This window comes from Glycomyces algeriensis (assembly GCF_027622855.1).
In the GTDB taxonomy this organism is placed as follows: Bacteria; Actinomycetota; Actinomycetes; order Mycobacteriales; family Micromonosporaceae; genus Glycomyces; species Glycomyces algeriensis.
In genome coordinates this window covers 43,519-68,621 of record NZ_JAPZVR010000002.1, presented here as the reverse complement: position 1 = coordinate 68,621, position 25,103 = coordinate 43,519, and the positions used below count along the sequence as shown (strand labels likewise).

Here is a 25,103-nt window from a genome sequence, read left to right as displayed (position 1 = left end):
ACCGCAGGATGCCCGGTGTATCCTGACCCGGCGAAGGGAGGGGGAGCGGTTGCTCATCGAGACGCTGGTGGCGGATGCGTTCGGCACGAACTGCTACGTGCTGTCGGCCGGTCCCGGATCCGAGTGCGTGGTCGTCGACCCGGGCATCGGCATCGCGCCCCGCCTGGAGGACCTCCTCGCCGAACGCGGCCTCAAGCCCGTCGCCGTGGTCCTCACCCACGGGCACCTCGACCACACCTTCTCCGTGAGCCCGGTGTGCGGCGCCAGCGACATCCCCGCCTACATCCACACCGCCGACCGCCACCTCCTCGAGGACCCCGCCAAGGGCTTCAGCGCCAACATGATGTCGCTCGTGGGCACCGGCCTCGAATGGACCGAACCCGACGACGTCCAGGCCCTCGCCGACGGCGGCGTCATCGACCTCGCCGGGATGCGCTTCACCGTCGACCACGCCCCCGGCCACACCGCCGGCTCGGCCATGTTCCACACCGCCGACGACGAAGGCCTGTACACGGTCACCGGGGACGTCCTCTTCCGCGGCGCGATCGGCCGCACCGACCTGCCCGGCGGCAGCGACGCGGCCATGCAGCACACCCTGCGCGACAAGGTCCTCCCGCTCGACGACGCCACGATCGTCCTGCCCGGGCACGGCCCCAGCACCACCATCGCGGCCGAACGCGCCCGCAACCCGTACCTCAAGCGCGCGGCCCAGCTCGACCATTAGCCGCGCCCCGCCGCGCCGCTCTTTTTCTCTGCACACCACGTTCACCGAACACGCTAGGAGACCGCCATGTCACGACCCCAGCCGCTCTCGGGATTCCCCGAACTGCTGCCCCGGCAGCGGATCGTCGAGCAGCAGGTCGTCGACCACCTCCGCCGCGCCTTCGAACTCCACGGCTTCGCGAACCTCCAGACCCGCGCCGTCGAACCCATGGACCAGCTGCTGCGCAAAGGCGAGACCTCCAAAGAGGTCTACGTCCTGCGCCGCCTCCAGGCCGAGGACACCGAACCCGCCGGCGACGACGCGCTCGGCCTGCACTTCGACCTGACCGTGCCCTTCGCGCGCTACGTCCTCGAGAACGCCGGGAAGCTCAACTTCCCGTTCCGCCGCTACCAGATCCAGCCCGTCTGGCGCGGCGAGCGCCCCCAGAGCGGCCGCTACCGCGAGTTCTGGCAGGCCGACATCGACATCGTCGACCTCGGCGAACTGCCCGCGCACTACGAGGTGGAGGTCGCCCTCGTCGTCGCGGACGCCCTGCGCGGCCTGCCCCTGCCGAAGCTGCGCATGCACGTCAACAACCGGAAGCTCTCCCAGGGCTTCTACCAGGGCCTCGGCATCCGCGACACCGAAGAGGCGCTGCGGATCATCGACAAGCTCGACAAGATCGGGCACGACGCCGTCGCCAAGCTCCTCATCGACACCGTCGACGCGACCCCCGAGCAGGCCGAGGCCTGCCTCAAGCTCGCCTCGATCAGCACCGCCGACACCTCGTTCGTCGAGCAGATCCGCGCCCTGGGCGTCACCGACCCGCTCCTCGACGAGGGCCTGGACGAACTCGCCGCGGTCGTCGCCGCCGTCGCCGCGGAAGCACCCGGCTTCGTCGTCGCGGACATGAAGATCGCGCGCGGCCTGGACTACTACACCGGCACGGTCTACGAGGTCTTCATCGAAGGCCAGGAGCACCTCGGCTCGGTCTGCTCGGGCGGGCGCTACGACAAGCTCGCCTCCGACGGCAAGCACACCTATCCCGGTGTGGGCCTGTCGATCGGCGTCTCCCGCCTCCTGGTGCCCCTGCTCCAGTCCGGCGCGCTCGACGCCACCCGCGAGGTCCCCACCTGCGTCCTCGTCGCGCTGGCCAACGAGGACGAGCGCCCCGCCGCCAACGCCCTCGCCCAGCGCCTCCGCGGGCGCGGCATCCCGACCCAGGTCTCGCCCTCGGCGGCGAAGTTCGGCAAGCAGATCAAGTTCGCCGACAAGCGCGGCATCCCCTTTGTGCTCTTCACCAACGACGAGGGCACCCAGATCAAGGACATCCGCTCCGGCGACCAGACCACCGTCGACGTCGACGCCTGGAACCCCCCGGCCGAAGACCTCCACCCGACGATCGTCACCGCCGAATAGCGAAGAGGCGGGCGCCCGAACGGGCGCCCGCCCTGATATCAGGGGGTCTGTTCAAATCCAGGGATCTCGGATTCCGAGGACGTCGTACATAGACGGGAGCTTAGAGGCGCGCCTGATCCAGTCCATAAGTTGAGCGGTGTCGTCGCATTCGTGAATTCTGGCGCGCTGCTCATCGGAGAGTTCCTGCCCACGAGCGACGATCATCTGCAGCAGGGCTTCAGCGGTGCCCGCGGCCCTTCCTTTAGCCTTACCCAGCTCGAATCCTCTGGCTTCGCGCGCGAGCATGACACTGCTCTGGTAAAGGTGGGGCTTGCTTCTCAAGAGCGCTGCGAGCGTTTCTTCGTCGGTGTCAGTCACGGATCAGCCGAAAATGTCGGCGGCGGACCTTGCGGTGAACGCGAGTTTCCGCCAGTTGCGGAGCTGTTCCAGGTCCCCCGAGTCTTCGATGCGGCGGCGCTCGTTCTCCGTGATCCGCATCCCACGCGTCTCGATGAGTTCGAGGAGGGTCTCCGTTGCTTCCTCGACTCTGCCCTTGGCCTCGCCTCGGGCTTCGCGGTCGGCGAGGAGCTTGCTCTGGTACGGGTACGTCTCTTGCTTCATCAAGGCCTCCAGGATCGTGCGGGGGTGCTCGCTGAGCTGCCCCAACATGTACTCAGTGTATCGTTTCGCCTTATCCTCGGGGAGCGGCGCGAGCTCTGCTTCGGCGGCGACGAGGAGTCGTCTGATGTCATCCGACCGCTCGTGGATGAGGGTGCCGAGCACCATCCGCTCGGCGAGCGCTCCGGATTCCGAGTTCTCGAAGAGCTTCGGGTAGTTGTCCGGGCTGAGCACCTGCATCCGGAAGGCGCTCGCGGGTTGGCCGGTCTCGATCGGTTCGGCCGCCCAGGCCGCCACCGTGGGGTTCGGGCAGACGACGATGAGCACCGTAGGCGCTTGGATCCGGTGGCGGAAGTTGACTTGGTATGCGGGCCAGGAGATCAGCTTGCGTTTGTCCTTCTCGCGCTGGACCTCGACGATGATGCCGAGCCGGTTGGCCTTGCCCTGGCGGCAGACGACCACGTTGTCGGCGTTGAGGTCTCGGACCTCTGGGTCGGTGCCGGACTCGGAGTACGGAAGGATCTCGTCGTGCTCCGGGATCGGGAGGCCGAGGATTTCGCCCGCGAGTTCGGCCGCGAATCCTGGCTTTTCTCTGCATAGCTTCAATGGAGTGTCGTGGACGTTCGTTGTCACCCTTACGAGGCTAGGAATCACTCGGACGAGGACAAAACACGTAACCTTTGTCATTTTCTCGTTAGAGACGGACTTCACCTCCACCGCAGCGCGGTGGAGGTGAAGTCGTTGGGGGCCTAGGCGAGTGCCTTTGTGGCCGTGCCTTTTGCATTACGGGCCTTGAGGATAGGCTTGCGGCGGGTGGGGAGGCCTATGGTCGGGTTGGCGGCGGCCCAGGCGGCGCCCTTGCAGATGAACTCCTTGTAGAGGGCCGCGGTGCGGCCGCGGAGCCAGGTGGTCTTGACCTGGTCGTCGGCGGTGACGAACTGGATCAGGCCCTCCTTGCGGCCCAGCGAGATGCACTGCTGCGTGTAGGCCAGGGCGGTCTTGCCGCGCTTGCCGCCGGTCAGCTCCGCCGCGATGGCGTCGGCGGCGATCCAGGCCATCGGGGTGCCCGAGGCGCACGACATGCGCAGCGGCTTGTCGACGTCGCTCATCGCGTATCCCGCGTCGCCGACGGCGTAGACGTCGGGGTGCGAGACCGAGCGCATGTCGCGGTCCACGACGATCTGGCCCCGCTCGGTGACCTCCAACGCGGTCGCGGCGGCGATCGGGTGGACGGCGAAGCCGGTGGTCCAGATCGCGAGCGCGGCCGGGATAGCACCGGTTCCGGTCTCCACCGCGTCGGCGCGGACCGCCGTGACGGCGGCGTGCTCGTGCACGGTGATGCCGAGCTTCGCGGCGACCGTGCGCAGGCGCTCCTGGGCCTTGGGCGTGAGCCAGTCGCCGAAGCCGCCGCGGACGGCGATGGCGACGTCCAGGTCGGGCCGGGCCTCGGCGATCTCGGTGACCGCCTCGACGCCGGTGAGGCCGCCGCCGACGACAACGACGGTCTGCCCGGCGTCCATGCGGGCCAGCCGCTCCCGGACCTTGAGTGCGCCGGGGCGGCTCGCGACCTCGTAGGCGTGCTCGGCGGCGCCGGGGACGCCCATGTCGTTCCAGCCGCTGCCGAGGGCGTAGACGAGCGTGTCGTACTCGAGTTCGGCGGCGCCGTCCGCGTCGACGACCGCGACGGTCTTGCGGTCGACGTCGACCGCGGTGACCTTCGCGAGGTGCAGTTCGGCACCGGTGCCCCGCAGCATGTCCGCGAGCGGGCGCACCTTCAGGTCCTGTCCGGCGGCCACCTGGTGCATCCGGACGCGCTCGACGAAGTCGGGCTCGGCGTTGACGAGGGTGATGCTGACGTCCTCGGGGCGCAGGCGACGAGCGAGGCGGCCGGCGGCGCTGGCACCGGCATAGCCGGCGCCGAGGACGAGGATGCGGTGCTGCATGCTGTGCTTCTGGCCATGGAACATGGCGTGCTCCTGTCTGGTTCGGGTTCGCCACTTGAACCGGGCGGCCCCGCGATTCCTGACAGGAGCTGAGAGTGAAGCACGTCACATGGTGTTAGAAGGCGGCGAGGATCAGCGGTTCGCCGTGGTCGACCGCGGCCCACTGGGCCGTCGCGCGCTCGAGCTTGTCCGGGTTGACCTGGTTGCGGAACACGGCGATGCCGTCCTCGCCGACCTCGATGCACATGACGCCGATGACGCGGCCGTCGAGGACCGCGACCGCGGCGGGCTCGCCGTTGGCGGTCCACGCGTAGACCTCGGGCGAGCCGCCGACGATCTTCCGCTTGGCCTGGGCGGGCCGGAACAGGCCCCAGAGGAACTTCGCGACCGCTGTCGCGCCCTGGTACGGCTTGGTGCGGGCGGGGACCCGGCCGCCGCCGTCGCCGATCGACACGGCGTTCTCGGTGAGCAGCTGCACCAGGGGCGCGACCGAGCCGCCGGTCGCGGCGGCCAGGAACTCCTCGACGATCCGGCGGGCGTCCGCCTCGTCGATCTCCTTGCGGGGCTTGCCGTCCGCGAGGTGCTTCTTGGCGCGGTGGAAGATCTGCTGGCTCGACGCCTCGGTGATCTCGATGAACTCGGCGATCTCGCGGTGCGTGTAGCCGAACGCCTCGCGCAGCACGTACACGCCGCGCTCGACCGGGGCCAGCCGCTCCATGAGGGTCAGCACCGCGAAGGACACCGATTCGCGCTGCTCGGCGGTGTCGGCCGGGCCGAGCATCGGGTCGCCCGCGAACAGCGGCTCCGGCAGCCATTCGCCCACATAGGTCTCACGCCGCGCCCGCGCCGACGTGAGCTGGTTGAGGCACAGGTTCGTGAGCACCTTCGTCAGCCACGCCTCGGGCACCTCGATGCGGTCGCGGTCGGTCGCCTGCCAGCGCAGGAAGGCCTCTTGGACGGCGTCCTCGGCTTCGGCCGCCGAGCCGAGGAGGCGGTAGGCGATGGCCTCCAGGCGGGGCCTGGAGGCCTCGAACCGGTCGAGTTCGGTGGCGGTGACGGGCATGGGCCGATCGTATCCCGCAGCCGGACGCGAGCGTCGAGTCCGGCTGCGGCCCTAGACCTCTTTCACGCAGTAGACCGCGGTGATCGAGTCGAGCTCGGGGTCCCAGTCGCGGCCGGCCGCGATCGCGGTGTCCGTGTAGTAGTAGTTGGTGTTGCCGCTGCCGTCGCAGGCATTGGCGGCGGCGACCGCGTGGCCGGCGTCGGTCGGTTCGGGGTCCTCGGGGCTCTGGACGACCCGCAGGACCTCCCAGTAGGCCAGGTCCGATCCGCAGTCGACGACGTAGAAGCCCTCGGGATTGTTCTCGATGCACTCGCCTTCGGCCGGAACGCGGTAGACCGACTCGCCCTCGGTGGTCGCCTCCTCGGTCGGCTCGGCGGCGGTGGTCTCCTCGGCCGCTTCGCTGGTCTCCTCCGCGGCGGAGGTCGACTCGGTCGGGTCGGGGTCGTCGTCGCCGCTCATGCTGAGGCCCAGCATGATCCCGCCGCCGATGACGGCGATGACGACCACGACGAGGGTGATGATGAGCGGGGTGTTCGAGTTCCCGCCCGGCGGCGGGGGCGCGGCCTGGCCGGGCTGGAAGGCGCCGCCGGGGCCCACCGGGGGCTGCGGGTAGCCGCCGGTCTGCGGGTACGCGGGGCCGGGGGAGTAGGGCTGCCCGGGCGGGGCGCTGCCGGGGTGGCTCGGGGCGGTCTGGTAGCCGACGCCGGGGCCGTACGGGTCGGGGCGGGAGTACGGGTCGGCGTCGGTCGTGTAGTGCTGGGGTGCGGGCGAGGGCTGACCGTATCCAGGCGACTGGTTGGGGTCGTAGGGGTTCGGCGGGGGATAGGTCATGGGGTTCTCCGTCGCGTGGCCGAGGGCTCGAGGGCGTTATGGATGCGCTTGGGTTCCATCATATTGCTCTCGTGCGATGTCCTCGTCCCACCAGTCTCCGCAGGCGCTCGACGTGACACCCGGCGGTCCCTCAGTACCTCGTGGAGGCACGGGCGAATCGGCACCGGCGCAAGCGGAAGGGCCGCCCCCGAACGGGGGCGGCCCTTCGCTGCTAGCGGTGTTCGGTTAGGCGTTGTCGCTGCTGCAGTAGGCGAAGTAGACGAGTCCGTCCGCACCGGTGACCGGGGTGGCGTAGTAGTCCGAGTCCGGGCAGCCGCCCAGCGCGGTCGTGGAGTCGAACGAGAGCTCGTCGATCGGCGGGTCGTAGGTCTCGACCTCGTCGACGAGGTAGGTGGCCAGGGCGTTCGAGCAGTCGAACGTCCGCAGGCTGGTGTCGGTGCAGGCGCCGGTGTCGGGCGTGACCGGGCGGCCGCCTTCGGCGTCCTCCTTGTCGATCGCCTCGACGCAGTAGAGGTAGTCGACCGGTCCGCCGACGCCCGAGATGTCCTCGGTGTAGACGTACTGGTACGACTGCCACAGCGCGCCCGGGGTCCAGCCCATGTACTCCTGGCCGCAGACCGAGGCGGCGATCGACGGGTCGGTCAGCTCGCCCGAGAAGTCGACTTCGGCGCCGGAGTCGTCGGAGACCTGGGTGATCGTCCAGTACGCGGCCGGGTCGTCGCAGGGGACGACCAGGTCGGCGTCGACGCTGGTCAGGGCGTCGGACATGCAGTCGCCGACCGCGGCCGCCTCAGCGGCGTCCATCTCCTCGTTGGAGAGGGTGGTGTCGGTGCCGGTGCTGTCGGAGTCGTTGCCCGAGTCGCCGCCGGCGAAGGCCCGGACGATCACGATGATCACGCCGATGACCAGGACGCCGACGCCGCCGAGGATCTTCGCGACGAGGCCGCCGCCGCCGCGCGAGGTGGGCGGCGGCATCGGGGGCGGGCCGTAGGGGTTGCCCGGCTGCTGGGGCGGCGGGAAACCGGGCTGCTGCGGGGCGCCGTAGCCGCCGGGCTGGGACGGCTGGCCGTAAGGCTGCTGCGCCGACGGGGGGGCGTACCCGCCCGGCTGCTGGGGCGGGTAGCCCGGCTGCTGCGGCTGCGACTGCTGCCCGTAGCCAGGGGGCGGGGGATAGCTCATTGGTGCATTGCTCCTTGCGAACGTACTGTGGAAGGGGTGTCCCTGCACGGGGGATGGGCACCGCGCGAATGTGCCTTCACTCTAACCACCGGCCGCCACCGGTTCGCGCCGCCCGCCCCGCCTGTGCGGACGCGTTACGCGGCCATTACGAACCGGTTGCGCGGTTTCCGCCGCACAGGTGAGAAAAACCGCTCCACCTGCTCGGATCGTAGGACGATGGTGTCCATCAGATGAGCGATGCATTACACTCGTCTGACACTTTGCATTCTCTCGGGCCGACGTCGTCCCGTATGAAACACCGTAGTGCTCCGCGCCCCCACCTGCTGCTGGAGCCCTCGACGACGAAGGAGGCCACGGTTGCGTTCTGCCCTGAACTCAGAGCCCGGTCTTTACCGCCCCGCTTGGGAACACGACGCCTGCGGTGTCGCGTTCGTCGCGGACATGCAAGGCAGGGCGGCCCATAGTGTCATCGAGCACGGTCTCTCCGCGCTCGTGCGCATGGAGCACCGCGGCGCGACCGCCCCCGACCCCGATTCGGGCGACGGCGCGGGCATCATGCTGCAGATCCCCGACGCCTATTACCGCGCCGTGGTCGCCTTCAGCCTCCCCGAGGCCGGCCACTACGCCGCCGGCCTGGTCTTCACGCCCGAAGACGACGACGCGACCGCGCGCGCCCGCGCGATCGTCGAGAAGTACGCCGTCGCGGAGGGCTGCACGGTCCTCGGCTGGCGCGACGTGCCCACCGACGCCTCCGGCCTCGGCGCCGCCGCCCTGGCCTCCAAGCCCCGCGTCTCCCAGGTCTTCCTCGCCGCCGAGGACGGGGCCGCCGCCGGACTCGACCTCGACCGCCTCGCGTTCGCCGTGCGCAAGCAGGCCGAGCGCGAACTGCGCGAGCGCCACCTCGACGGCTCCGCGATCGTCGGCCTCTCGGCCCGCACCATCGTGTACAAGGGCATGCTCACGCCCGCGCAGGTCCCGCAGTTCTACCCCGAGCTGGCCGACGAGCGCCTCCAGAGCGCCATCGCCCTCGTCCACTCGCGGTTCTCCACCAACACGTTCCCGTCCTGGCCGCTCGCCCACCCGTTCCGGATGGTCGCGCACAACGGCGAGATCAACACCATCCGCGGCAACCGCAACTGGATGACCGCGCGCCAGGCCGAGCTCGCCACGGAGGCCCTGCCCGGCCGCCTGCGCCGGCTCTTCCCGATCAACACCCCGGGCGGCTCGGACTCCCTGAACTTCGACGAGGTCGTCGAGCTCCTGCACCTGGGCGGGCGCAGCCTGCCCCACGCGATGCTCATGATGATGCCGGAGGCCTGGGAGCACAACGCGACCATGGACCCCAAGCGCCGCGACTTCTACCGCTACCACGCCTCGATCATGGAGCCCTGGGACGGCCCCGCCGCGGTCTGCTTCACCGACGGCGTCCAGATCGGCGCGGTCCTGGACCGCAACGGCCTGCGCCCCGCCCGCTGGTGGCGCACCACCGACGACCTCGTCGTGCTCGCCTCCGAGTCCGGCGTCGTCGACATCGAGCCCTCCAAGGTCGCCCAGAAGGGCCGCCTCGAACCGGGCCGCATGTTCCTCGTCGACACCGGCGCCGGCCGCATCCTCGACGACGAAGAGGTGAAGGACGCCCTCGCCAAGGAGCACCCCTACGGGGACTGGCTCCACGCCGGGCTCATCCGCCTCGAGGAGCTGCCCGAGCGCGAGCCCGTCGCCCACGACCCCGAGTCCGTGCGCCGCCGCCAGCTCACCTTCGGCTACACCGACGAGGAGCTGCGACTCATCCTGGCGCCCATGGCGTCCAAGGGCGAGGAGCCGCTGGTCTCCATGGGCTCGGACACGCCCATCGCGGGCCTCTCCAAGCGCCCCAAGCTCCTGTTCGACTACTTCACGCAGCTGTTCGCGCAGGTCACCAACCCGCCGCTGGACGCCATCCGCGAGAAGCTCGTCACCGCGCTCGGCACCACCGTCGGCCCCGAGGGCAACCTGCTCGAGCCCGGCCCGCACTCGTGCCGCCAGATCGAGCTCGCCCGCCCGATCCTCGGCAACGAGGAGCTCGCGAAGATCCTCCACATCGACGAGGACGGCGACATGCCCGGCTTCAAAGCCGTGCGCGTCTCCGGCGTCTACAAGGCCCGCCACGGCTCGCGCGGCCTCAAGGACCGCCTGGTCGAGATCTGCCGCCACGTCTCCGAGGCCATCGAGGACGGCGTGCGCATCCTCGTGCTCTCCGACCGCGACTCCACCGCCGACCTCGCGCCGATCCCGTCGCTCCTGCTCACCGCCGCCGTGCACCAGCACCTCGTGCGCGAGCAGACCCGCACCAAGGTCGCGCTCCTGGTAGAGACCGGCGACTGCCGCACCGTGCACCACGCCGCGGTCCTCCTCGGCTACGGCGCCGCCGCCATCAACCCGTACCTCGCCTTCGACTCCATCGAAGAGCTGTGCGCGGAGGGCGTCGTCGACCTCGAACCGGCCCAGGCCGTCGAGAACTACATCCAGGGCCTGTGCAGCGGCGTGCTCAAGGTGATGTCGAAGATCGGCATCTCCACCGTCGCCTCCTACACCGGCGCCCAGATCTTCGAGGCCGTCGGCCTCGACGAGGACTTCGTCGACCGGTACTTCACCGGCACCGACTCCGCGATCGGCGGCATCGGCCTCCAGACCCTCGCCAAAGAGGTCGCCGAGCGCCACCGCGCCGCCTACGAGCGCAGGATCGAGACCTCCGAGCCGCTGCCCCCGGGCGGCGACTTCCAGTGGCGCCGCGAAGGCGAGGTGCACCTGTTCAACCCCGAGACGGTGTTCCTGCTCCAGCACGCCACCCGCTCGGGCCAGTACGACGTGTTCAAGCGCTACACCGAGAAGGTCAACGCCATCGCCGCCGACTCCGGTCTGCTGCGCGGCATGCTCGGCTTCGACGAGTCCCGCAGGGCGGTCCCGCTCGACGAGGTCGAACCCGTCGAGACCATCGTCAAGCGCTTCCACACCGGCGCGATGTCCTACGGCGCGCTCTCCGCGGAGTCCCACGAGACCCTCGCGATCGCCATGAACCGCCTCGGCGGGCGCTCCAACTCCGGCGAGGGCGGCGAAGCCGTCGACCGGCTCTACGACCCGTTGCGGCGCAGCGCGATCAAGCAGGTCGCCTCCGGCCGCTTCGGCGTCACCTCGGAGTACCTCGCCACGGCCGACGCCATCCAGATCAAGATGGCGCAGGGCGCCAAGCCCGGCGAGGGCGGCCAGCTGCCCGGGTACAAGGTCTATCCCTGGATCGCCGACACCCGCAACGCCACGCCCGGCGTGGGCCTCATCAGCCCGCCCCCGCACCACGACATCTACTCGATCGAGGACCTCGCCCAGCTCATCCACGACCTCAAGCACGCCGGAGGCGGCGACGCCGAGGTCCACGTGAAGCTCGTCTCGGAGACCGGCGTCGGCACCGTCGCCGCCGGCGTCTCCAAGGCCAAGGCGGACACCATCCTCATCTCCGGCTACGACGGCGGCACCGGCGCCTCCCCGTCGAACTCGATCAAGCACGCGGGCACCCCGTGGGAGATCGGGCTCGCCGAGGCCCAGCAGACCCTCATCCGCAACGGCCTGCGCGACCGCGTCAAGCTCGAAGTGGACGGCGCCATGAAGACAGGCCGCGACGTCATCGTCGCCGCCCTCCTCGGCGCCGAGGGCTTCGGCTTCGCCACCGCCCCGCTCGTCGTCACCGGCTGCGTCATGATGCGCGTCTGCCACCTCGACACGTGCCCCGTGGGCGTCGCCACCCAGGACCCGCGCCTGCGCGAGCGCTACACCGGCGAACCGGAGTTCGTCGAGAACTTCTTCCGCTACATCGCCGAAGAGGTCCGCGAGCTCCTCGCCGAACTCGGCTACCGGTCCCTCGACGAGGCGATCGGCGCGGTCGAGCGCCTCAAGCAGATCCCCGGACCCGGCCGCAAGGCCTCCCGCGTGGACCTGTCGAACGTCATCGCCGCCCCCGTCCCAGGCCCGCGCACGCAGGCCACCGTCCAGGACCACGGCGTCGAGGGCACCCTGGGCGCCCGCATCGTCGAGATTGCCCGCCCCGCCATCGAGCAGGGCGAGCGGGTCACCGCCGAACTCGAGATCCGCAACACCGACCGCTCGGTCGGCGCGCTCCTGGGCGCCGCGGTCTCCCGCGCGCACCGCGAAGGCCTCGCCGACGACACCGTGAACCTCGTGTTCCGCGGCACCGCAGGGCAGTCCTTCGGCGCGTTCCTCACCCGAGGCGCGAGCTTCAAGCTCGTGGGCGACGCCAACGACTACGTCGGCAAGGGCCTCTCGGGCGGGCGCCTCGTGCTCACCCCCGACGCCGGAGCCCCGTTCAAGGCCGAAGAGAACGTCATCGCCGGCAACACGCTCCTCTACGGGGCGACCTCCGGCGAGGTCTTCATCCGCGGCAAGGTCGGCGAGCGCTTCGCCGTCCGCAACTCCGGCGCCGTCGCCGTCGTCGAAGGCGTGGGCGACCACGGCTGCGAGTACATGACCGGCGGCACCGTCCTCGTCCTCGGCCCCACCGGCCGCAACTTCGCCGCGGGCATGTCCGGCGGCGTGGCGTACGTGTGGCGCCTGGACGAGTCCCGCACCAACACCGCGCTGGCGGACCTGGACCCGCTGTCGGCCTCCGACATCGACCTGGTCCACTCGCTGCTGCTGCGCCACGGCCGGGCCACCGGCTCGGCGGTCGCGGCGGACCTGCTGGCCGAATGGCCGCGGGCCGCGAGCGGCTTCACGAAGGTCATCCCCCGCGAGTACAAGGCCGTCCTCGCCCGTCAAGCCATTGACACGATCACGACCCGCACGCTCGTCCTGACCGAGAAGGAGGCCGCCAATGCCTGATCCGAGCGGATTCCTCGAGCACGGCCGGGCCGTGCCGAAGAAGCGCCCCGTCCCGGTGCGCATCCTCGACAACCGCGAGGTCTACACCCGCACCTCCAAGGAGCTGGTGACGGCCCAGGCGTCGCGCTGCATGGACTGCGGCATCCCCTTCTGCCACAACGGCTGCCCGCTGGGGAACCGGATCCCCGAGTGGAACGACCTGGCCCGCACCGGCCGGTGGGGCGCGGCCATCGAGCAGCTGCACGCGACGAACAACTTCCCGGAGTTCACCGGGCGGCTCTGCCCCGCCCCGTGCGAGGCGGCGTGCGTGCTGGGCATCGGGGACGACCCGGTGACCATCAAGAACATCGAGGTCGAGATCATCGACCGCGCGTTCGACGACGCGAACGTCCGGCCGGAGCCGGCCGAGGCCTCCAGCGGCAAGTCCGTCGCGGTCGTCGGCTCGGGCCCGGCGGGCCTGGCGGCGGCCCAGCAGCTGGCCCGCGCGGGCCACGCGGTCACGGTGTACGAGCGCGACGACGCCCCCGGCGGCCTGCTGCGCTACGGCATCCCGGACTTCAAGCTGGAGAAGCACCAGATCGACCGCCGGGTCGAGCAGATGCGGGCCGAAGGTGTCGAGTTCGCGTGCAACGTGAACGTCGGTGTGGACATCACCGCCGAGGACCTGCGTGAACGCCACGACGCGGTGATCCTGGCCGTGGGCGCGCTCGAAGGGCGCGAGACGGAGCAGCCGGGCCGCGAGCTCGCGGGCATCCACCAGGCGATGGAGCACCTCGTGGGCGCCAACCAGGTGGTCGCGGGCAAGGCCCCGTTCGCGCCGATCGACGCCAAGGGCAAGCACGTCGTCATCATCGGCGGCGGCGACACCGGCGCGGACTGCCTGGGTGTGGCCCACCGGCAGGGCGCGGCCTCGGTGCGCCAGCTCGACCTGTACCCGACGCCGCCGGACCTGCGCGACGCCGGCCGCGACCCGTGGCCGACCTGGCCGGTCATCGTGCGCAACTACCCGGCGCACGAGGAGGGCGGGGAGCGCAACTACGCGTCCGCGGCCGCCGAGTTCATCGGCGACGAGCACGGGCACGTGCGCCAGATGCGCTTCAGCGAGGTCCGGGTCGACAAGTCCCAGGGCCGCCGCGACATCCTCCCCGTGGAGGGCACTGAGCAGATCGTCCCGGCCGACCTCGTCCTGCTGGCCATCGGCTTCGCGGGCACCGAGGACCAGCCGCTGCTGCGGCAGTTCGGGATCGAGCGCTCGCGCCGCAACGTGATCGACTGCGGCGACGACTGGCAGACGGACGCGCCCGGCGTGTTCGTCGCGGGCGACGCCCATCGTGGAGCCTCGCTCATCGTATGGGCGATCGCCGAAGGCCGCGCCGCGGCCGCGGCCGCGCACAAGTTCCTGGGTGGCCAGACCGCGCTTCCGGCGCCGGTCGAATCGAACGCACAGGCACTCGCGGCGTAAGTGCAATAGGCGGAATTGAGCGGAGTAAATATTTACTTGCGCTCAATTCCGCCTATCTCCGATTTGCATTCCGGCAGCGGTGAATTCCACCTCTCAACTGCGGAGACCCTGCGAGTGCGAGTAGGCGTCCGATATAAGCTCGCAGGGTGACTCGTAGAGCAAAAATCGTCTGCACCATCGGGCCTGCCACGGCCACGCCCGAGCGTATGGCCGGCCTGATCGACGCCGGCATGAACGTCGCCCGCATGAACTTCTCCCATGGCGCCCAGGCCGACCACGAGGCCGTCTACCAGATGGTCCGCGAGGCCGCGGACGCCGCCGGGAAGCCGGTCGCGATCCTCGCCGACATGCAGGGCCCCAAGATCCGCCTCGGCACCTTCCTGAACGGGAAGGAGCAGTGGGATGCGGGCGACCGCATCAAGATCACCTCCGACGACATCGACGGCACCCACGACCGCGTGTCCTGCACCTACAAGAAGCTGCCGGCCGAGGTCACCAAGGGCGACCGCCTCCTGGTCGACGACGGCAAGCTGGCGCTCGAAGTGCTCAGCGCCGACGACACCGATGTCGAGTGCCTCGTCGTCGAGGGCGGCCCGGTCTCCAACAACAAGGGCCTGTCGCTGCCGAACGTGAACATCTCGGTCCCGGCGCTGTCGGAGAAGGACATCTCCGACATGAAGTTCGCGCTGAACCTCGGCGTCGACCTCATCGCGATGTCGTTCGTGCGCAGCCCCGACGACGTCCGCTTGGGCCACAAGGTGATGGACGAGGTCGGCGTGCGCCGCCCGATCATCGCCAAGGTCGAGAAGCCCGAGGCCGTCGCGCGCCTCGAGGAGATCGTCCGGGCCTTCGACGGCGTCATGGTCGCCCGCGGCGACCTGGGCGTCGAGATGCCCCTCGACGAGGTCCCGATCGTGCAGAAGGAGATCGTGCGCCTCTGCCGCGAGAACGCGAAGCCCGTCATCGTGGCGACGCAGATGCTCGACTCGATGATCGAGAACGCCCGGCCCACCCGCGCCGAGGTCTCCGACGTCGCCAACGCCGTCCTCGACGGCACCGACGCGGTGATGCTCTCCGGTGAGACCTCGGTCGGCAAGTACCCGATCGGCACCGTCCGCACCATGGCCAAGATCGTGGAGACCACCGAGGGCGGCCCCATCGGCCTGCGCGAGCTGCTCCACGACCCGAAGACGAAGTCCGGCGCGGTGACCCACGCGGCCGCCGACATCGCCGAGGCGATCGGCGCGAAGGCCCTCGTGGCGTTCACCCAGACCGGTGACACCGTGAAGCGCCTGGCCCGCCTCAAGCCGGACCGCCCGATCTACGGCCTCACCCCGATCGAGAGCGTCCGCAACCAGATGGCGCTGTCCTGGGGCACCGACTCCTACCTGGTCGAGCACGTGGACCACACCGACCAGATGTTCCAACTGGTCGACAAGACCGTGCAGGAGCACCACCTGGCGGAGCCCGGCGACCTCGTGGTCATCGTGGCGGGCACGCCGGCCGGGACCCCCGGTTCGACGAACACCGTCCGGGTCCACCGAATCGGCTCCTGATCCCTTGAACAGCTCAGGGCGGGAAGTCCTCGTGGGCCAGGACGCCGTGGACTCGCTCCTCGGCGTCCTCGACCTGGAGGAGATCGACAAGGGCCTCTTCCGGGGACCGCGCGCGGGAGTGGGCCTCCAGCGGGTCTTCGGCGGCCAGGTCGCCGGCCAGGCGCTCGTCGCGGCCGGGCGGACCGTCCCGGCCGACCGCCGGGTGCACTCGCTGCACGGCTACTTCGTGCGCCCCGGCGACTCGACGAAGCCGATCGTCTACCAGGTCGAGGACATCCGCGACGGCCGCTCCTTCTCCGTACGACGTACGGTGGCGCTGCAGAACGGGCAGACGATCTTCTTCATGTCCGCCTCGTTCCACACCGGCGAGCGCGGCCTCGGGCACTCGGACCCGGCCCCGAACGGCCTGGCCCGGCCCGAGGAGATCCCGCCGCTCAGCGAGCAGCTCAAGTCCCACCCGGACCGGCTCGGCATGTGGGCGCGCGTGCCGCGCCCGATCGACATGCGCTACGCCGGGGGCGGCTCGGGCTTCTCGGCCTCGGGCGAGCGCCCGGCGCAGGAGCACCAGCGGGTGTGGATGAAGGCGGACGGCCGGCTCCCGGACGACCCGCTCATCCACGTGTGCGTGCTCACGTACGCCTCCGACCTGACGCTGCTCGACTCGGTCCTGTCCCGCCACGGCGCGGTCTGGGGCCCCGGGGGCTACCTCGGGACGAGCCTCGACCACGCCCTGTGGTTCCACCGGCCGTTCCGCTTCGACGACTGGATCCTCTACGACTCGATGTCGCCGACCGCCGCCGACGGGCGCGGGCTGGCCCAGGGCCGGTTCTTCGACGCGGACGGGGTGCACCTCGCCTCGGCCACGCAGGAGGGACTGCTCCGGGAGACCCCGGAGCCGCCCGGCGTTCCTTAGGGGTGTTGACGCACCCCTGGGGCGGACGAAACGGCGAGGGCGCACCCGGCACAACGGGTGCGCCCTCGCCGTTCTCGCTGCGGCGACCACCCTCGGTAAACATGGTGATTGAGTGATATATCACCGCTTTAGAGGGGGTAGATCCCATTAACCGGGCAATGTTATGGTCTGCACTCATCCCCGGTAAGACCCCCGACCCCAGTCCGCCCAGCCTTGCCCGGCTGGGGAGTCCGATGCCCGGTGAACCGTTCGGAGACCGACAAGCATGCGTCTGACCAACGCACACGAACCGGCGAAGACGTCCATTGACGCCGCCGGCACCGCACCGAAGCGAGACCCCGAGACCGCCGCGAACAAGCGGAGCACTCGGGAGGAAACGAGGACCGACCAGTCGTCCAGTGCGCGCCCCAGCCACTGGCGACCCGACATCGAAGGCCTCCGGGCCGTGGCCGTGGGCGTCGTCATCGCCGCCCACATCGGCTTCCCGTACATGGCTGGAGGATTCGTCGGCGTCGACGTCTTCTTCGTCATCTCGGGCTTCCTGATCACCTCGCTGCTCCTGCGCGAGATCGACAAGACGGGCACCGTCTCCATCGCGGGGTTCTACGCCCGCCGCGCCGTGCGGCTCCTCCCGGCCGCCGCCACGGTCCTGGTCGCGACGCTCGTCGCCGCCTGGCTCTGGCTGCCGCGCACCAGGCTCGGCGAGATCGCCGCCGACGCGGCGGCCGCCGCGCTGAACGTCATCAACATCCGCCTCGCGCAAGAGGGCACCGACTACCTCAACGCCGAGGTCCCGCCCTCGCCGCTGCAGCACTTCTGGTCGCTCGCGGTCGAGGAGCAGTTCTACATCGTCTGGCCGCTCGTGCTCCTGGCGATCGCCCTCCTGGGCGCCAGATTCGGCAGGCCGGGCAAGTTCACCCTGGCGCGCCACCGCAACCGCGGCCCCGGCCGCACTGCAGCGATCACCGCTTTCCTCGTCGTCGCCGGCGGCGCGTCCCTTTGGGCCAGCGCCACTTGGACCGCCGGCGACCCCGTCTGGTCCTACTTCGGCATCCACACGCGCGCATGGGAACTCGCCGTCGGCGCCCTCATCGCCGTGGCCGCGGGCCGCATCCGCGCCTGGACGCCGACGTGGGCCGCCGCGCTCGCCTCCTGGGCCGGGCTCGCGCTCATCGTGGCCGCGGTGTTCTGGCTCGACGAGCACACCGTCTTCCCCGGCACCGCGGCGATGCTGCCCGTCGCGGGGTGCGCGCTCGTCATCGCCGCCGGGTGCGTCCCGCACCGCTTCGGCGCCCAAGCGCTGCTCGGCATCAGGCCGGCCCAGTTCGTCGGCAAGATCTCGTACGGGCTCTACCTATGGCACTGGCCGCTCATCATGATCGGCCCCGCCGTCATGGGCCTGGAGGAGGTGCGGGTGCGCCACTACCTGCTGCTCATGGCCGTGGCGTTCCTGCTCACCATCGCCACGTTCTACCTGGTGGAGAACCCGATCCGCACCAGGCGGACGCTCGTGCAGGTGCCGTCCCGGGCGCTGGCGCTGGGCGGCGGCCTCATCGCCGGGATGCTCGCCGTGTCGATCTTCATGGTGCAGCAGCCGATGCCCGCCGAGGAGAACGGCGAGGCCGCCGAGATCACCGGTGACGACAGCACCGTCTGGGAGATGATCGGCGAGTCCTCCGATGTGGAGTCGGTCCCCGCCAACCTCACCCCGTCGCTCGACGAGGCCGGCACCGACGAGCCCGCGCTCTACGCCGAGGACTGCGTCACCGCGTGGGAGGGCACCGACCTGAAGGACTGCCGGTTCGGCGACCCCGACGGCGAGAAGACCATCGTGCTGTTCGGCGACTCCCATGCCGCCCAGTGGTTCCCGGCGTTCAACCAGCTCGCCGAGGCCTCCGGCTGGAAGCTCCTGCCGCTCGCCAAGGCCGGCTGCAGCGTCGCCGCCGTGAGCGAGCACGACAGCCACCTCGACCGCCGCTACACCGAATGCGAGGAGTGGAAAGAGAAGGCGTTCGCCGAGATCGAGAGCCTCGAACCCGACGTCGTCGTCACTTCCGCCTACGACGAGAAGGAGATCCTCGCCGACGACCCGGACCAGGCCTGGGCCGACGGCTGGGCCGAGAGCCTCAACCGCCTCGACGAAGCGGCCGGCGAGGTCTACTACCTGGCCGACTCGGCCAACCCGCCCGGCGACACCCCCGCGTGCCTCGCCGAGCACTCCGACAACGTGACCGAATGCGTCGTCGACGTCGAAGCGGCCACCACCAGGCCCGAGCGCCGGGCCGCGGCCATCGAGACGATCGAGGCGGAAACCGATGCCACCGTGGTCGACCCGATCCCGTGGATGTGCGACGTGCAGAACGACACCTGCCCCGTCGTCGTCGGCAACTTCCTGGTCTACCGCGACGGCAACCACCTGTCGCCGCGCTTCGTCGCCGAGCTCACTCCACAAGTGGCGGCCGCGATTCCGCTTGAGGCCCAGCGGGTCGACACCCGATAGCCCGGAACACACTTCGAGCACTGAGGTGGGCCCGCATTCGAACCTGAATGTAGGCTCACCTCGCTTCGTTCGAAGCACAGTGCAAGAGGCACAGCGCAAGCGGCACACAAGGAGCGGTACGGATGGAACGCGTCTCACCCTGGCTCAAGGCCGTGAACAACGTCCTCACGCCCGCGATCGCCGGGCGCCGCAAGAAGATCGACCGCCTCCTCGACCGCGCCGTGCGCGAAGCCGAGCACCGCACCGGCTCCACCGCCCACGGCGAAGAGGCATTCGTCGAGGACATGCGCGTCCTCCTCGCCGGCTACGCCGACATCGACGGCCTCACCCTCACCGGCTGGGTCGCCGTCCAGCAGGAGGTCACCGACCGCCTCGAGAACCGCCTGCGCGTCCGCAAGCTCCACGCCCTCAGCCCCGAGATCGCCGACGAGCCCATCGACCGCCCCATCGTCATCACCGGCGTCCCCCGCACCGGCACGACCATGCTCCAGCGGCTCCTCGCCGTCCCCGCGGCCCACCGCTCCCCGCTCATGCACGAGCTCATGCACCCCGACCTCGACCACGCCGACCACCTGCGCCGCGCCGAACGCGCCACCGACTTCCTCGGCAAGGCCGTCCCCACGTTCAGCACCGTCTACGACATGCACCCGCACAAGCCCGACGCCGACGTCTGGGTCCTCCCGCACGGCATCGGCCACCTCGTGCGCGCCCAGCCGCCCGGCTACGTCCAGTGGATGCTCGAACGCGACTACACCCCGGACTACCGCTACCTCAAGCAGACCCTCCAGGTGCTCCAGCACGGCCGCCCGCGCCGCCGCTGGGTCCTGCGCGCAGCCGCCCACCTCTGGAACCTCGGAGCGCTCGTCAAGGCCTTCCCGGACGCCCAGATCCTGTGGACCCACCGCGACCCGGCCGCCGCCCTCGCCTCGCTCTGCTCGATGACCGAGAGCGCCAGCGCCATGAACACCGGCGAGACCGACCCGCTCGCGATCGGCCGGACCTGGCTGGGGCTCTTCGCGACCGGCATCGACCGCGCCCGCGCCGCCCGCGAGCGCCTGCCCGCCTACGCCGTCGTCGACGTGCCCTACCGCGACCTCACCGACGACGCCCGCGAACGCCTCCCGCAGCTCTTCGAGCAGCTCGACGCCCCGTGGGGCCGCCCCGAAGCGGACGCGCTCGACGCCGCGCTGGCGGGCCGGCCGAGCGAGCACAAGTACGACCTGGCCCGGTACGGCCTCAGCGAGGGCGAGGTCGACCGGGCGCTCGGCGAGTACAAGCGGGCGTTCGGGGCGCTGATCTAGAGTTCGAGCCGGAAGCCCCAGAGGCGGATCTCCGGCAGCGGGTACCAGTCGAGGTCGGGCGCGCGCTCGAACCCGAGGCGCGCGTACACGCGGTGCGCGGTCGTCATGGCCTGCTGGGAGCAGAGGACGACGCGCTTGGTGCCGGGTTCGGCGCGGGCCCGCTCAACGCACGCGGCCGCGAGCGCCGAACCGACGCCGCGGCCCTGCGCGGCGGGGTCGACGGCGAGCATCCGGACCTCGGCCTCGCCCGGCCCGGCCAGCTGCGCCATGGGGCTGCCGTGGAACGCGAGCGTGACCCCGCCGAGCAGCGCCGGGCCGCTCCCGTTCGTACCGGAGTCCCCTTCGACAGCGCGCTCCTCGACGGTGCCCTTCTTGACAGTGCCCTCCTCGACAGCGCTCTCATCTACAGCGACGAGCACCGTCGCGGCCGCGGCCCGGACGGCCACATCGCGCAGGTTCGGGGCGTACGGGTCGTCGAGCCCGCCGATCAGCAGGTCGCCGTGGAGGTAGGAGCGGACCGACAACTCGCCGAGCGCATCGTGCTCGGCCGGGAGGACGGGACGGATCTGGAAGTCGCTGGAAGTCACCAGAGAATTCTGCCTCGCGCCGTCCCCGCCGGACCAGGCCGCTCCCAGCCTTCCGGGTGACGCCCCAGTCGACACAGGAGCCGCCGAATCCGCTTCCCCCGCAGGCAGAACCAGGGGTCGTCACCGACCGTCTCCGGACCGGGACAGGTCCCGGCGGGCAACCGATATCGTCTAGGATCGATGCCACACCTCACGACGACGTGACCTCCCTGCCTCACCCCCAGGCCACCCCGAAGGGAACCACCTTGCCTTCAGCGACCCTCGAGGACGAGTTCGAGACCGTCAAAGCGCTCCTCGGCCGCCCCGCGGCCCCCGCCGAGCACGACGTGGAGCTGTCGGCATCGGCCCCCGCCGACCTCCTCGACCGCATCGCCGAGGCCCTGGACGGCCGCGCACCGCACGTGGTCATCGACTGCCGGGACTTCAACCACGAGAACCTCCCCAAGCTGCTCGCCGCCGCGAAGGCCCGCCTCGCGATGCCCTGCCCGAACTACCCGCGCCTGTGGTTCCGCCGCCTCGAAGTGGGCCTCGTGGTCATCGAGCGGCGCATCGACGAGACCTCCCAGATCGCCTACACCAAGGCGTTCAAGGAGGCGGCCCGCAAGATCATCGCGCGGCCCGCGGCCTCCAAGCGCAGCACGCAGGGCCTCGTGGCGCTCCTGTCCCAGGTCGGCCCGAGGATCGCCCTGATGGGCGCGATCGGCGTCTGGCTCTTCGAACGCCGCTTCCCGTCGCTGTACGAGTTCTACAAGTGGTACGGGCACCGCGACCGGCCCGGTCCCCGCCACGTGCCCGAATCCCGCCTCGGGGAGCTCAACAACTGGGCCCACCCCGCGGGGGAGCACGGCATCCCCAAGCGCCGCAACCGCGACCGCCAGCTGATCGAGGCCATGCTCGCCGACATCCGCCACGCCTACAGCCGCGGGCGCCTCGCCAAGCACGACTGGTACCGCTGCGTCATCCTCCTCAAGCACTCCCGCACCCGGGCCGGCGCGGTGTTCCGCGAGCGCCTGCGATCCGAGCTCGCCGAACTCGAGCGCCTCGGCGTCGCGCCGCCCCCGCTGCTGGTCGTCGCGGACGGACGCACCCCGGGCACCGACAGAGGAGACGACGAATGACCTCCACCTCCGCAACGGACCGGGCCGACCGCAGTGCGGCCCTCTACCTCCCGCCCAGTGACGGCGCGCTGCGCTGGGCCCGGCTCCGGCGCCGCATACGCCGGCTGTCGCTCCTCGCCGCCACTGCCGTTGTGATCGCCGCCGCCGTCGTGTTCGGACCGGGCATCGTCGGGGACGTCCGGTGCGGCGGCATCGGCGACGGCGTGCGCGAGATCGACGACGAATGCGTCGGCGTCACCGACGGCTCGTTCGTCTTCCAGGACCAGTTCGCCGCGGTCCAGGAAAACATCAAGGCCGAGAACGACTGGGCCGCACAGCAGGCCGAAGCCGAAGGCCTGCCGCTCGTGCGGATCGCCATGCTCACCACCATGACCACCACCGCAGACAGCGCCATGAGCGCCGACAAGATCCAGAGCGCCCTCGAAGGCGCCTACGTCGCCCTCCACCGCGCCAACCGCACCGCAGAGCTCGGCGACCGCACCCGCCTCGTCCAGCTCTACCTCGCCAACGAAGGCGCACGCCAGGCCCACTGGGAGTTCGCCGTCGACCGGCTCGAGGACATGGTCGACGACGACGTGCCGCTCGTCGCCGTCATGGGCCAGGGCGTCAGCAGCGACCGCACCGTGGCCGCCGCCGAACGGCTCTCCGCCGCCGGCATCCCGATGGTCACCGGCGTGACCACCGCCGACGGCATCGACCACGACCACATCGACGGCCTCATCCGCGCCGCCCCCAGCAACACCGACTTCGCCGTCGCCCTGCGCCGCCACCTCGACGCCCGCGGCGACATCGACTCGGCGATCCTCGTCTACGACAGCACCGCCGAGGACCGCTACACGACGACCCTCCGCACCGCCTACGAAGCCGAGCTGGGGGAGTACATCGCCGGCTCCCACCAGCCGTTCCCCGGCCGGTCCATCGCCACCGGCGGACCCGAGGTCTTCGACCCCATCACCCGCAACATCTGCGCGGCCGAGTCCGAGGCGGTCCTCTTCGCCGGACGCGAGCCCGACCTCAGGGTCTTCCTGGAGGCGCTTGCCGTGCGCGCCTGCGTCGACCGGCCCCTCACGGTCCTGTTCGGCGTCACCGGCACCGACATGCAGCAGGACCAGGAGCTGGGCGAGCGCATCAGCGAGGCGGGCCTCGACGTCCGCTACGCCGCCGGCTCCGACCCGGGCTGGGCCACCGGTGCGACCGAGGCCCCCGCCGACTTCGCGGCCTTCCTCGGCCACTACTCCCGGCTCGTCGACCCCGGCCCCGCGGGCCTGTCCGACGGGTACGCCGTGACCTACCACGACGCGCTGGCGACGGCGATCGGCGCGGTGCGGATCACCAACCCCTGGGAGGTGGAGGCGCCGCAGCCCGAGGACGTGCGCGAGCACCTGCTGCTGCTCAACAGCGAGCAGGTGGTGCGGGGCGCGACCGGGGCGCTGAGCTTCGCGAGCAACCGCGGGGGCAATCCGGGCGGCAAGTGGGTGCCGGTGGTGTCGCTGCCGTACCCGCAGGAGCCGCCCGCCGAGGCCACGTATGTCACGCCGGTGGAATAGCCCGTCTGACCTGGGGAATGTGTGGCCGATCCGCGAGTGGGTACACCCTTGGAGCCAATCACCGTTCGAGAAGGGACGGATAGTCATGGGTGGTTTTGACAAGGCCAAGGACAAGGCCGAGCAGCTCATCGGCAGCGCCAAGGAGAAAGTCGGCGATGCGACCGACAACGAGAGCCTCGCGAACGAGGGGCGCGGTCAGGAGCTGAAGGGCAAGGGCAAGGAGGAGTGGCACGACCTCAAGGAAAAGGGGGACGACAAGCTCCACGACGCCAAGAAGGGCCTCACCGACGACGAGGGCCGGCACTGACCGGAACCCGCTCGGCACTCTGAACCAACGGGGCCGGGCCGCAGCAGCGGCTCGGCCCCGAAATACGTGCGTCCTGTCCCGGTTTCAGCCCCGGCGGGGCGGCGGGGCCACGGTCTCGCGCACCACGATGTGGGTGCCGAGGACGACCTGGTCGGGCGCGGAAGCCTCGCGGCGCAGCCCGAGCCGCACCGCTTCGCGGCCCAGCTCCTCGTGCGGGACGTGCACGGTGGTGAGCGCCGGGGTGAGGTCCGAGGCCAGCGGGATGTCGTCGAAGCCGACCACGGACATGTCCTTGGGGACGTCGATCCCGGCCTCGCGGAGGGCTTTCAGGACGCCCGCGGCGACCATGTCGGTCGCGCTGAACACGGCCGTCACGTCGTCGCGCTTCGCGATGAGCTCCCGGGTCATCTCGAAGCCGCTCTGCTTCGAGAACTCGCCCGGGATCAGCAGCGACTCGTCGACTTCCACGCCGTAGTCGGCGTGCGCGCGCCGGAAGCCCCGAATGCGTTCGTCCGTAGTGGAGTGCCCGACTCCCGTGCCCAGGTACGCGATGGTCCGGTGCCCGGCCGAGAGCAGGTGCGAGGTCATGGCGTACGCCCCGCCCTCGTTGTCGTAGTGGACGACCGTGGCCGGGACGTCCTCGCCGAGCGAGGGCCGCCCGCACAGCACCAGCCGCGAGCCCGAGCGGTCCAGTGCCGACGCGAAGTAGCGCATCCGCTCGTTGTACTTCCCGTCGTCCCAGGCGCCGCCCACGACGATCACGGCCTCGGCGTGCTGCTCGCGCATGAGCTCCACGACCGCCAGCTCGCGCTCGGGGTCGCCGTGCGTGGTGCACAGGAGGCACAGCCGCCCTTCGGAGGCGGCCTGCTGCTCGACGCCGCGCGCGATGTACGCGTAGAACGGCCCGGTGACGTCGTCGACGACGAACGCCACGGTCTTGGTCGTCGCCCCGGCCAGCGCGCGGGCGTGCGCGTTGACCACGTAGTCGAGTTCGCGCATGGCGCGCAGCACCTTGGCGCGGGTCGCGGGGGCCACCGGGTAGTTCCCGGCGAGCACGCGGGAGACCGTCGGCACCGAGACTCCGGCCCGGGCGGCCACGTCCCTGATCGTGGGGCGCTTGCCGGTATCCGCATTCGACTTCTTGGGCACTGGGCCTTCTCTCACCGTTCTCGGGGGATGCGACGGGTCCGCACCCAGGGTAGTGCACG

Annotated in this window: 19 protein-coding genes; 11 read left to right on the top strand and 8 right to left on the bottom strand. The window is 70.6% G+C overall.

Going from position 1 to position 25,103, the window contains the following annotated elements; genetic code table 11:
• The first annotated feature begins 49 nt into the window (after nucleotides 1–49).
• Together O2L52_RS03490 and hisS are read left to right on the top strand one after the other, a co-directional pair.
• Complete coding sequence (locus O2L52_RS03490) at nucleotides 50–724, top strand: MBL fold metallo-hydrolase (protein ID WP_270113930.1); 675 nt, start codon at nucleotides 50–52, stop codon at nucleotides 722–724.
• A 66-nt stretch (nucleotides 725–790) separates the two neighbouring features.
• Complete coding sequence (hisS, locus tag O2L52_RS03485; protein WP_270113929.1) at nucleotides 791–2,122, top strand: histidine--tRNA ligase; 1,332 nt, start codon at nucleotides 791–793, stop codon at nucleotides 2,120–2,122.
• A gap of 51 nt (nucleotides 2,123–2,173) precedes the next feature.
• Here the strand turns inward: hisS and O2L52_RS03480 are convergent, their stop codons facing one another.
• From O2L52_RS03480 to O2L52_RS03455, 6 genes are all read right to left on the bottom strand, one after another.
• Nucleotides 2,174–2,479 carry a hypothetical protein gene (locus O2L52_RS03480; protein WP_270113928.1) on the bottom strand — a complete coding sequence of 102 codons (306 nt, stop codon included), beginning with the start codon at nucleotides 2,477–2,479 and terminating at the stop codon, nucleotides 2,174–2,176.
• Nucleotides 2,480–2,482: 3 nt separating this feature from the next.
• Complete coding sequence (locus O2L52_RS03475; RefSeq protein WP_270113927.1) at nucleotides 2,483–3,436, bottom strand: hypothetical protein; 954 nt, start codon at nucleotides 3,434–3,436, stop codon at nucleotides 2,483–2,485.
• Between the two features lie 32 nt (nucleotides 3,437–3,468).
• A complete protein-coding gene (locus tag O2L52_RS03470) occupies nucleotides 3,469–4,662 on the bottom strand; it encodes an NAD(P)/FAD-dependent oxidoreductase (RefSeq protein ID WP_344472540.1) in 1,194 nt (397 codons plus the stop codon).
• 115 nt (nucleotides 4,663–4,777) lie between these two features.
• Nucleotides 4,778–5,725 (bottom strand): RNA polymerase sigma factor SigJ, encoded by a 948-nt coding sequence (gene sigJ / locus O2L52_RS03465; RefSeq protein WP_270113925.1) that lies wholly within the window; start codon nucleotides 5,723–5,725, stop codon nucleotides 4,778–4,780.
• Between the two features lie 51 nt (nucleotides 5,726–5,776).
• The gene (locus O2L52_RS03460; RefSeq protein ID WP_270113924.1) at nucleotides 5,777–6,556 is read right to left on the bottom strand and encodes a hypothetical protein; all 780 of its coding nucleotides are present in this window, start codon (nucleotides 6,554–6,556) and stop codon (nucleotides 5,777–5,779) included.
• 225 nt (nucleotides 6,557–6,781) lie between these two features.
• Complete coding sequence (locus O2L52_RS03455) at nucleotides 6,782–7,735, bottom strand: hypothetical protein (protein WP_270113923.1); 954 nt, start codon at nucleotides 7,733–7,735, stop codon at nucleotides 6,782–6,784.
• 357 nt (nucleotides 7,736–8,092) lie between these two features.
• On the opposite strand from O2L52_RS03455, the gene gltB reads away from it, so the two are divergent.
• The 6 genes from gltB to O2L52_RS03425 all read left to right on the top strand — a co-directional run bounded on the left by gltB (nucleotide 8,093) and on the right by O2L52_RS03425 (nucleotide 20,336).
• Nucleotides 8,093–12,604 carry a glutamate synthase large subunit gene (gene gltB, locus O2L52_RS03450; protein WP_270113922.1) on the top strand — a complete coding sequence of 1,504 codons (4,512 nt, stop codon included), beginning with the start codon at nucleotides 8,093–8,095 and terminating at the stop codon, nucleotides 12,602–12,604.
• Entirely contained in the window at nucleotides 12,597–14,066 is a 1,470-nt protein-coding gene (locus tag O2L52_RS03445) for a glutamate synthase subunit beta (RefSeq protein WP_270113921.1), read from the top strand. Before gltB ends, O2L52_RS03445 begins: the two co-directional genes overlap by 8 nt.
• A 146-nt stretch (nucleotides 14,067–14,212) precedes the next feature.
• Nucleotides 14,213–15,622: a pyruvate kinase gene (pyk, locus tag O2L52_RS03440; protein ID WP_270113920.1), complete on the top strand. Its 1,410-nt coding sequence runs from the start codon at nucleotides 14,213–14,215 to the stop codon at nucleotides 15,620–15,622.
• A gap of 4 nt (nucleotides 15,623–15,626) precedes the next feature.
• A complete protein-coding gene (locus O2L52_RS03435; RefSeq protein ID WP_270113919.1) occupies nucleotides 15,627–16,535 on the top strand; it encodes an acyl-CoA thioesterase in 909 nt (302 codons plus the stop codon).
• Nucleotides 16,536–16,800: 265 nt separating this feature from the next.
• Nucleotides 16,801–19,035, top strand: coding sequence for an acyltransferase family protein (locus tag O2L52_RS03430; protein WP_270113918.1), 2,235 nt, complete (start codon nucleotides 16,801–16,803; stop codon nucleotides 19,033–19,035).
• A gap of 122 nt (nucleotides 19,036–19,157) precedes the next feature.
• The gene (locus O2L52_RS03425; RefSeq protein ID WP_270113917.1) at nucleotides 19,158–20,336 is read left to right on the top strand and encodes a sulfotransferase family protein; all 1,179 of its coding nucleotides are present in this window, start codon (nucleotides 19,158–19,160) and stop codon (nucleotides 20,334–20,336) included.
• Here O2L52_RS03425 and O2L52_RS03420 read toward each other — a convergent pair.
• Nucleotides 20,333–20,923, bottom strand: coding sequence for a GNAT family N-acetyltransferase (locus tag O2L52_RS03420; protein WP_270113916.1), 591 nt, complete (start codon nucleotides 20,921–20,923; stop codon nucleotides 20,333–20,335). The two genes, O2L52_RS03425 and O2L52_RS03420, sit on opposite strands and share 4 nt — an antisense overlap.
• Nucleotides 20,924–21,168: 245 nt before the next feature.
• Here O2L52_RS03420 and O2L52_RS03415 point away from each other — a divergent pair, with 245 nt between their 5' ends.
• The 3 genes from O2L52_RS03415 (at nucleotide 21,169) to O2L52_RS03405 (ending at nucleotide 23,895) form a co-directional block, all read left to right on the top strand.
• Nucleotides 21,169–22,041: a hypothetical protein gene (locus O2L52_RS03415; protein ID WP_270113915.1), complete on the top strand. Its 873-nt coding sequence runs from the start codon at nucleotides 21,169–21,171 to the stop codon at nucleotides 22,039–22,041.
• Nucleotides 22,038–23,588, top strand: a complete 1,551-nt coding sequence (locus O2L52_RS03410; RefSeq protein ID WP_270113914.1) for an ABC transporter substrate-binding protein — start codon at nucleotides 22,038–22,040, stop codon at nucleotides 23,586–23,588. Before O2L52_RS03415 ends, O2L52_RS03410 begins: the two co-directional genes overlap by 4 nt.
• An 85-nt stretch (nucleotides 23,589–23,673) precedes the next feature.
• Complete coding sequence (locus tag O2L52_RS03405) at nucleotides 23,674–23,895, top strand: CsbD family protein (RefSeq protein ID WP_270113913.1); 222 nt, start codon at nucleotides 23,674–23,676, stop codon at nucleotides 23,893–23,895.
• An 84-nt stretch (nucleotides 23,896–23,979) separates the two neighbouring features.
• On the opposite strand, the gene O2L52_RS03400 is transcribed toward O2L52_RS03405, so the two are convergent.
• Nucleotides 23,980–25,044 carry a LacI family DNA-binding transcriptional regulator gene (locus O2L52_RS03400; protein ID WP_270113912.1) on the bottom strand — a complete coding sequence of 355 codons (1,065 nt, stop codon included), beginning with the start codon at nucleotides 25,042–25,044 and terminating at the stop codon, nucleotides 23,980–23,982.
• Nucleotides 25,045–25,103 lie beyond the last annotated feature (59 nt).

What these genes read in the sequence shown, in the direction of transcription:
- hisS (WP_270113929.1), top strand. Translation starts at nt 791, where the DNA reads ATGTCACGACCCCAGCCGCTCTCGGGATTCCCCGAACTGCTGCCCCGG.
- O2L52_RS03410 (WP_270113914.1), top strand. Translation starts at nt 22,038, where the DNA reads ATGACCTCCACCTCCGCAACGGACCGGGCCGACCGCAGTGCGGCCCTC.
- O2L52_RS03455 (WP_270113923.1), bottom strand. Translation starts at nt 7,735, where the DNA reads ATGAGCTATCCCCCGCCCCCTGGCTACGGGCAGCAGTCGCAGCCGCAG.
- sigJ (WP_270113925.1), bottom strand. Translation starts at nt 5,725, where the DNA reads ATGCCCGTCACCGCCACCGAACTCGACCGGTTCGAGGCCTCCAGGCCC.
- O2L52_RS03430 (WP_270113918.1), top strand. Translation starts at nt 16,801, where the DNA reads ATGCGTCTGACCAACGCACACGAACCGGCGAAGACGTCCATTGACGCC.
- O2L52_RS03460 (WP_270113924.1), bottom strand. Translation starts at nt 6,556, where the DNA reads ATGACCTATCCCCCGCCGAACCCCTACGACCCCAACCAGTCGCCTGGA.
- O2L52_RS03470 (WP_344472540.1), bottom strand. Translation starts at nt 4,662, where the DNA reads ATGCAGCACCGCATCCTCGTCCTCGGCGCCGGCTATGCCGGTGCCAGC.
- O2L52_RS03405 (WP_270113913.1), top strand. Translation starts at nt 23,674, where the DNA reads ATGGGTGGTTTTGACAAGGCCAAGGACAAGGCCGAGCAGCTCATCGGC.
- O2L52_RS03445 (WP_270113921.1), top strand. Translation starts at nt 12,597, where the DNA reads ATGCCTGATCCGAGCGGATTCCTCGAGCACGGCCGGGCCGTGCCGAAG.
- O2L52_RS03425 (WP_270113917.1), top strand. Translation starts at nt 19,158, where the DNA reads ATGGAACGCGTCTCACCCTGGCTCAAGGCCGTGAACAACGTCCTCACG.